An 8,388-nucleotide genomic window follows, 5' to 3' on the forward strand; every position below is an offset into this window, starting at 1 on the left:
TTCTTTGTTTGTCGGGGTCGAGGACGGGCGTACGGGCCGGATTTCCGGACTTCCGAGATTCCTGCGCGCACGCGTCCGCTTGGCGTTCGCCGCCGGTCCGTCCTAAAACACCCGCCTGCCGTCGCGGGTGCGACGGCGGAACCGCGCCCCGGAATCCGGAGACCGCCTGCCCGTGATGCGAATTGCCCTGATCGGACGCCTCGTCGCCGCCCTCGCCTTCCTGGCCTGCGGCCTGCCCGCCCGGGCCGCCCCCGATCCGGATTCCGCCGCGCCGAAAGGCGCCTGGATGCCCGCGATCACGCTGATGGGCGCGCCGAAATACGGCCCCGACTTCAAGCATTTCGACTATGCCGACCCGAAGGCCCCGAAGGGCGGCCTCGTGCGCCTCGGCGCGCAAGGTGGCTTCGACAACTTCAACTATGTGGTCTCCGGCCTGAAGGGCGACCTCGAGGGCGGGATCGTTCAGATCTACGATACGCTGATGACGGAATCGGCGGACGAGCCGTTCACCTCCTACGGCCTCCTCGCCGAGGGCGTGCGCCTCGCCGACGACCTTTCGGCGGTCTCCTACCGCCTGCGCGAGGGCGCCCGCTGGCACGACGGCAAGCCGGTGACGCCAGAGGACGTGGTCTGGTCCTTCGATATTCTGAAGGCGAACAGCCCGTTCTATGCGGCCTACTATCAGACCGTGAGCAAGGCCGCCGTCACCGGCCCACGGGAGGTGACCTTCACCTTCGCGGAGGCCGGCAACCGCGAGTTGCCGCAAGTGCTCGGCCAGCTGCGCGTGCTGCCCAAGCACTGGTGGACCGGCACCGACGCGCAGGGGCGCCCGCGCGACGTGACCCAGACCACCCTGGACATTCCCCTGGGGTCCGGCCCCTACCGCCTGTCGAAGTTCGAAGCCGGGCGCAGCGCCACCTACGAGCGGGTAGCGGATTACTGGGGCAAGGACCTGCCGGTGAATGTCGGCCGCAACAATTTCGGCACCATGCGCAACGAGTATTTTCGCGATGCGACGGTACTGATCGAGGCGCTGAAGGGCGACCTCTTCGACTTCCGGGCCGAGAACGTCGCCCGCAACTGGGCCACGGCCTACGACTATTTCCCCGCCGTGAAGGAGGGCCGCCTGATCAAGGAGGAGTTCCCCGATCGCGGCAACGGCAACATGCAGGCCTTCGTGCTCAACACCCGTCGGGCGAAGTTCGCCGATCCGCGGGTGCGCCGAGCCTTCAACCTTGCGATGAACTTCGAGGAGATGAACCGGTCGCTGTTCTTCGGCCTCTACAAGCGCATCGACTCCTACTACTTCGGCTCGGAACTCGCCTCCTCCGGCCTGCCCGAGGGCGACGAGTTGGCGATCCTCGAGTCCGTGAAGGACAAGGTCCCGCCAGCCGTCTTCACCACGCCCTACGCCAACCCCGTCAACGGTACGCCGGACGCCGTGCGGGCGAATCTGCGCGAGGCTGTCGGCCTTCTGAAGCAGGCGGGTTACGAGCTGCGCAACGGCCAGATGACCGACGTGAAGAGCGGCGAGCCGCTCACAGTCGAGTTCCTCGAGTTCCAAAGCGTGTTCGAGCGAGTCGTGCTGCCCTACGCGGCGCAGCTCAAGCTGATCGGCATCAACAGCTCCCTGCGGGTGATCGACCAGGCCCAGTACCAGAATCGCCTGCGGGCCTTCGACTTCGACATCACCACCAGTTCGTGGCCGCAATCCCTCTCGCCGGGCAACGAGCAGCGCGAGTACTGGGGCTCGGCCTCCGCCGACAAGGCCGGTTCGCGCAATCTCATCGGCATCAAGGATCCGGCCATCGACGCCCTCGTGGAGAAGGTGATCTTCGCGAAGGACCGCCCCGGTGTGCTGGCGGCGACCCACGCCCTCGACCGGGTGCTGCTGGCCCACAACTTCGTGGTGCCGCAATGGGGCTCGAACGTCTCGCGCACTCTGCGCTGGAACCGCTTAGGGCATCCTGAGGTACTGCCGAAATACGGCAGTTCGGGCTTCCCCACCACCTGGTGGTACGACGAGACCCTGGCGGCCAAAACCGGGGCGCCGCGTTGAGCGCCGGCCCGACCCGGCGCACCGTCGTCGCGGGCGCCGGCGCCCTCGGGGCTACCCTGGTTCTCCCCGCACCGTCCCGGGCGGCGGGCCGCACCAGTCACGGCCTGTCGAGCTTCGGCGATCTCAAGTACCCGCCCGACTTCCCGAACTTCGACTACGTCAATCCGGGCGCGCCGCGCGGGGGCCGCTTCTCGGCGCAGCTTGCCTCCACGATGGGCAACCAAGCCTCCGACACCTTCAACACCCTGAACATCTACGTCCTGCGCGGCGACGGCGCCGCCGGAATGAATCTGACCTTCGACGCGCTGATGGTGCGGGCGCTGGACGAGCCCGATGCGCTCTACGGTCTCCTCGCCCGCGCGGTGGAGGTTTCCGAGGACGGGCTGACCTATCGCTTCAGCCTGAGGCCGCAGGCCCGCTTCCACGACGGCTCGCGCCTGACCGCCCACGATGTGGCGGCGTCGATGCACCTCCTTAAAGAGAAGGGCCACCCCGAGATCTCTCAGGTGATCCGCGACCTGTCCGAGGCTGTGGCCGAGGACGACGCCACGGTGACCCTGCGCTTCGCGCCCGGCCGCAGCCGCGATCTGCCCCTCTTCGTCGCCACCCTGCCGGTATTCTCCGCCGCCTACTACGCAAAGCGGGACTTCGAGGCTTCCTCGCTGGAACCGCCCCTGGGCTCCGGGCCCTACCAGGTCGGGCGGCTGGAGGCGGGCCGCTTCATCGAGTTGGAGCGGGTGAAGGATTACTGGGGCGCCGACCTCCCGGTGAATGTCGGCCAGAACAACTTCGACGCTATTCGGTACGAGTATTTTCGCGATCGTCAGGTGGCGTTCGAGGCCTTCAAGGGCGGCGCCTTCACCTTCCGGGAGGAGTTCACCGCCCGGGTCTGGGCCACGGGCTACGACTTTCCCGCCGTGCAGGAGCGCCGCGTCCGCAAGGAGGTGGTGCCCGATGCGAGGCCCTCGGGCACGCAGGGCTGGTGGATGAACACCCGCCGCGAGGCTTTTCGCGATCCGCGCGTGCGCGAGGCGATCGGCCTGTGTTTCGACTTCAACTGGTCGAACGCCAACCTGATGTACGGCGCCTACATCCGCACGGCCTCCTATTTCGAGAACTCGGACCTGAAGGCCACGGGCCGCCCCGGGCCGGAGGAACTGGCGCTCCTCGACCCGATGCGAGCCGATCTGCCGGCGGAGGTCTTCGGCGAGGCCTGGAGCCCACCGAGTTCCGACGGCTCGGGCCAGGACCGCGCCCTCCTCAGCCGCGCCGTGGCCCTCCTCCGCGAGGCGGGCTGCACCCGCGACGGCGGCGTGATCCGCCTCCCCTCCGGCAAGCCGCTGGAAATCGAGTTCCTCGACAACGATCCGGTGTTCCAGCCGGTGACGCAGCCCTTCATCCGCAATCTCGGGCTCATCGGCATCCGTGCCAGCATCCGGCTGGTCGATCCCTCCCAGTATCAGGCCCGGGTCAAGGATTTCGACTTCGACCTCACCGCCCGACGCTTCGCCGGCGGGCTCACGCCCGGCCCGGAACTCCGCGAGGCCTACGGCTCGCGCGCCGCCGGTACGCCCGGCTCGAACAACCTCGCGGGCATCGCGAGCCCCGCCATCGATGCGCTGATCGGCAAGGTGACGGAGGCGACCACGCGCGCCGACATGATTCATGCCGCGCGCGCCCTCGACCGGACCTTGCGGGCCGGGCGCTACTGGGTGCCCATGTGGTACAAAGCCGACCACCGGTTGGCGCTCTGGGACGTCTACGGCCGCCCGGCCCAGGGGCCGACCTACGACCTCGGCGCGCCGAACGTCTGGTGGTACGACGCCGCCAAGGCCCGGCGCATCGGCCGAACCTGAGGGATATCCGTGCTCGGCTACATCCTGCGCCGCATCGCGCTCATGGTCCCCACCATCTTCGGGATCATGCTCATCACCTTCGTCATCGTGCAGTTCGCCCCCGGCGGCCCGGTGGAGCGGGTGCTGGCCCAGCTCCAGGGCCAGAACGAGGGCAGCCTGTCGCGCGTGACCGGCGGGGCCGGCGACCTCGGCGGAGCCGCCCGCAGCTCCGGCGGCGGCGAAACCAGTGCCCGCTATCGTGGCGCGCAGGGCCTAGACCCGGCCTTCATCAAGAAGCTCGAGCAGCAGTTCGGCTTCGACAAGCCGGCCCCCGAGCGCTTCTCGAAGATGATCTGGGACTACGTCCGGTTCGACTTCGGCAACAGCTACTTTCGCGATGTCTCGGTGCTGCAGCTGATTCGCGAGCGCCTGCCGGTGTCGATTTCGCTGGGCCTGTGGATGACGTTGATCTCCTACGCGATCTCGATTCCGCTGGGCATCCGCAAGGCGGTGCACGACGGTTCGCGCTTCGACCTCTGGACCTCGACCGTGGTCATCGTCGGCTACGCGATCCCGAGCTTCCTGTTCGGCATCGCGCTGATCATCCTGTTCGCGGGCGGCTCCTTCGTGCAGATCTTTCCGATCCGCGGCCTGACCAGCGAGAACTTCGAATCGCTTAGCCTCTGGGGCAAGGCGGTCGACTACGCCTGGCACATGACGCTGCCGCTGACGGCCCTGGTGCTCGGCGCTTTCGCGACCTCGACCCTGCTGACCAAGAACTCCTTCCTTGACGAGATCCGCAAGCAGTACGTGCTCACCGCGCGGATGAAGGGCCTCTCCGAGCGCCGCGTGCTCTACGGTCACGTCTTTCGCAACGCCATGCTGATCGTCATCGCGGGCTTCCCGGCGGCGTTCATCTCGGCTTTCTTCACCGGCTCGCTGCTGATCGAGACGATCTTCTCCCTGGATGGACTCGGACTTCTGTCCTTCACCTCCATCGTCGGGCGCGACTACCCCGTGGTGTTCGCGACCCTGTACATCTTCTCCCTGCTCGGGCTGGCGGTGAACCTGCTCTCCGACCTGATCTACACCTGGATCGACCCGCGCATCGACTTCTCGGCGCGGGCGACGTGACAGCCCTTCCCCTCGTCATCCGGCACGAGCACGCGGGCGACGCCGAGGCGATCGAGCGGCTCCATGCCCGCGCCTTCGGCCCCGGGCGCTTCGCCCGCACCGCCTATCGCCTGCGCGAGGGCACGGTGCCGGTGGCCGAGCTCTGCTTCACCGCCCTGGTGGCGACCTACCTCGTCGGGTCGGTCCGGATGGGGCCGGCCGAGGCCGGCGGCACCCCGCTCTTGGTGCTCGGCCCCCTCACCGTCGATCCGAGCTTCGAGGGGCGTGGCATCGGCGCCGCCCTGATGACAGCCTGCCTCGACGCGGCGACCGCCGCCGGCCACGGCCTCGTCATCCTCATCGGGGACGCCCCTTACTACCGGCGCTTCGGCTTCGCGCCGATCCCGCCCGGGCGCCTCGTGCCGCCCTCCCCCGTCGACCCAGCCCGCTTCCTTTGGCGCGAGCTTCAGGTCGGCGCGACCGCGACGATCTCCGGGAACGTGACCGCCCTTCGCCGGCGTTGACCCCGCCGAGGGCGCCGCCCCGGCGCCGGCAGGGACCCTACCCCGATGGATGATTCGGCGATCCGGCACGACACGATCACGGCCAACGGCGTCGCGCTCCACGTGGCCCGCCTCGGGCGCGGCGGCCCCCTGGTGCTGCTGCACGGCTGGCCGGAATTCTGGCTGACCTGGGAGCCGGTGATGCGGCGGCTCGCCGACCGCTTCGAACTAATCGCACCGGATCTGCGCGGCTTCGGCGCCAGCGAGAAGCCCGATCATCACCCCTCCGACAAGGCCGGCGCCGACGTGCATGCGGCCGACATCGTCGCTCTGCTCGATGCCCTCGGCATCGCCCGGGCCGGCATCGTCGGCCACGACGTCGGAGCCTACGTGATCCAGGCCCTCGGCCGGATGGCACCGGGGCGGCTGACCGGGTTGTTCACCTTCGACTGTCCCTATCCGGGTATCGGGCCGCGCCTCGCCGTCCCCGAGATGCTCGCGGAGATCTGGTACCAGTCCTACCACGTGAAGCCATTTGCCGCGGCGCAGGTCGGAGCCTCGCGCGAAGGTTGCCGGCTCTATATCGACCACTTCCTGCGCCATTGGGCCGGCGGCAACCCGGCCGCCTTCGACGATGTGCTGGAGGCCTTCGTCGACAACTTCCTGGCCCCCGGCAATCTGCAGGGCGGCTTCAACTGGTACGTCAGCGCGCAGGCCGGGCGCTTGGCGATGATCCGAGGCGAGGCGCCCCGCTTCCCGCCGATCACGGTGCCGACCTGCATCCGCTGGGGTGATTCCGATCCGCTGTTTCCCGTCGCCTGGACCGATCGCCTCGGCGAGACCTTTTCCGACCTGGACCTCGCGCTCCTGAAGGGAGTCGGGCATTTCCCCCATCGGGAGGACCCAGACCGGGCGGCGGCCGAGATCGCGCGGTTCTTCGAACGACTGCCGGGGTGAACGTCAGGTCGCCCGGCCGCGCCGTCCTTCCACGAGCCACATCGCCAGGACCGCGGCCGCCAGGGCGGCCAGCGCCCACAGGCCCAGCGCGAGGGGGTAGACCTCGACGCCGCGGATATTGGCGCTGTCGCTCGGGCGGAAACCGATCCAGTCGGAACCGCCGAGGCGGCCGCTGCGGACCGATTGCAGGCGCGGCACGACGATGCCGCCCCCGGCCTCCGCGACCCGGCGAATCGAGCCGCCGGTGCCCTCGGCCAGGGCCTTCAGGCGCTCGGTGTCGCTGAAGACGTCGGCGAGTTCGCGCGGATTCGGCGGCCCGACGCTGACGAAGGCGACCAAGGTGCCGGAGCGTAGGGTGTGCAGGCCGAGCTCGGTGGCCTCGAAGGTCGTCGAGAACAGGCCGGGCTCACCCTGTGTCAAGGACAGGGTGCGCTGAGCGCCGGTCGGGCCCGTGACGGTGACGGGCTCCACCGTGTCGGCCATGGTTTGGCGCTCCACGCGGACCTCGCGGCCGTGACCGGTGGTCTGGGCCCGCAGCGCCTCCTCCTCCAGGGCCGGTTCCTTCATGAGCCAGTGCCCAAGCCGGCGCAGCAGGTCGAGATAGGGTCCGCCCTCCTGATAGCCACGCGCCCAGAGCCAGGCGTGATCGGACAGGAGCAGCGCCACCCGGCCCTTCTCCTCGCGCGACAGGGCGAGCAACGGCAGGGCATTCGGTCCCTGCAGGATCGGCTGGATGCCGGGCTTCACCTGAGCGGAGACGATGCGCAACCAGTCGCCCCAGGCCGGCGGCGAGGCCTCGGACCCGGGCAGCGCGCGGGTGACGGGATGGCGGTTGCCGACACCCGTGAGGGCGGCCTTGTAGGGCTGCTCGACCACGCGCCCGTTGGGCTCGCCGGGCAGGATCGCGGAGAGCCGCGTGCGGGACAGGCTGGAGGGCGAGGCGAATTCGGGGCCGGCCGCAATCAACAGGGCGCCGCCCTCGCGAACGTAGCGGACGATGTTGTCGAAGTAGGCCGAAGGCAGCACGCTCTGGTTGGCGTAGCGGTCGAAGATGATGAGATCGAAATCCTTGATCTTCTGGACGAACAGCTCGCGCGTCGGGAAGGCGATCAGGGAGAGTTCGGAGATCGGCGTGCCGTCCTGCTTCTCCGGCGGGCGCAGGATGGTGAAATGGACGAGGTCGACGTTGGCGTCGGACTTCAGCAGGTTGCGCCAGGTGCGCTCGCCCTGGTGCGGCTCGCCTGAGACGAGGAGCACCCGCAGCTTCTCGCGGATGCCCTCGATGGGCAGGACCGCGCGATTATTGATGGTGGTGAGTTCGCCCGGCAGGGGCTCCACTTCGATTTCGACCACGTTCGGGCCGCCATGCTCGATCCGCATGGTCAGGGAGAAGGGCTGGCCCGTGGGGAAGGTCCGGCGCCCAACCTCCTCGCCGTCGCGGCGCACGGTGACGGTGGCGCTGCCAGTGCCGCCGCGCTCCATCACCTCGGCCCGGATGGTGACGTCGCGCCCGACGATGCCGAAGCGCGGCGCCTCGATGAGCTTGATCTGCCGGTCGCGCTCGTCCGGATGACCGGTGACGAGAACGTGGAGCGGCCCCTTCAGACCCAGCGCCGCCACCGAGGCGGGGATGTCGTGCACCACGCCGTCCGTGAGCATGACGACGCCCGCCAGCCGCTCGGCCGGCACGTCGGCCAACGCCTGCGACAGCGCGGTGAAGAGCCGTGTGCCCTCGTCGCCATCCTTGGCGTCGGGCACGTCGATGAAGCGCGGCTCGATGTTGGTCAGGGCCCCGAAGCGACGCTGCAACTCAGCGCGCACCGCGTCGGTCATGGCCGGCCGGTCGCCCAGCGCCTGCGAGCCCGAGCGGTCGACCACGATGGCGGCGATGTCCTTCACTGGCTCGCGGTCCTCGCGCACC

General features: G+C 69.1%; 6 protein-coding genes. 5 read left to right on the plus strand and 1 reads right to left on the minus strand.

The features are described 5' to 3' along the window. Positions 1-175 precede the first annotated feature (175 nt). The 5 genes from MFF30_RS22370 to MFF30_RS22390 are packed head-to-tail and all read left to right on the plus strand — an operon-like array spanning position 176 to position 6,467. Positions 176-2,059: an extracellular solute-binding protein gene (locus tag MFF30_RS22370; RefSeq protein ID WP_238282255.1), complete on the plus strand. Its 1,884-nt coding sequence runs from the start codon at positions 176-178 to the stop codon at positions 2,057-2,059. Then, positions 2,056-3,915, plus strand: a complete 1,860-nt coding sequence (locus MFF30_RS22375) for an extracellular solute-binding protein (protein ID WP_238282249.1) — start codon at positions 2,056-2,058, stop codon at positions 3,913-3,915. The genes MFF30_RS22370 and MFF30_RS22375 overlap by 4 nt, the downstream gene beginning before the upstream one ends. A 9-nt stretch (positions 3,916-3,924) precedes the next feature. Beyond that, positions 3,925-5,028: a microcin C ABC transporter permease YejB gene (locus MFF30_RS22380; protein WP_238282250.1), complete on the plus strand. Its 1,104-nt coding sequence runs from the start codon at positions 3,925-3,927 to the stop codon at positions 5,026-5,028. Next, the gene (locus MFF30_RS22385) at positions 5,025-5,531 is read left to right on the plus strand and encodes a GNAT family N-acetyltransferase (RefSeq protein ID WP_238282251.1); all 507 of its coding nucleotides are present in this window, start codon (positions 5,025-5,027) and stop codon (positions 5,529-5,531) included. Before MFF30_RS22380 ends, MFF30_RS22385 begins: the two co-directional genes overlap by 4 nt. Positions 5,532-5,576: 45 nt before the next feature. Next, positions 5,577-6,467: an alpha/beta fold hydrolase gene (locus MFF30_RS22390; RefSeq protein ID WP_238282252.1), complete on the plus strand. Its 891-nt coding sequence runs from the start codon at positions 5,577-5,579 to the stop codon at positions 6,465-6,467. Positions 6,468-6,470: 3 nt separating this feature from the next. On the opposite strand, the gene MFF30_RS22395 is transcribed toward MFF30_RS22390, so the two are convergent. Beyond that, positions 6,471-8,388 (minus strand): hypothetical protein (locus MFF30_RS22395; RefSeq protein ID WP_238282253.1); only part of this gene is annotated, 1,918 nt, incomplete at its 5' end.

Origin of the sequence: Methylobacterium goesingense (assembly GCF_022179225.1) — a bacterium.
GTDB lineage: Bacteria > Pseudomonadota > Alphaproteobacteria > Rhizobiales > Beijerinckiaceae > Methylobacterium > Methylobacterium goesingense.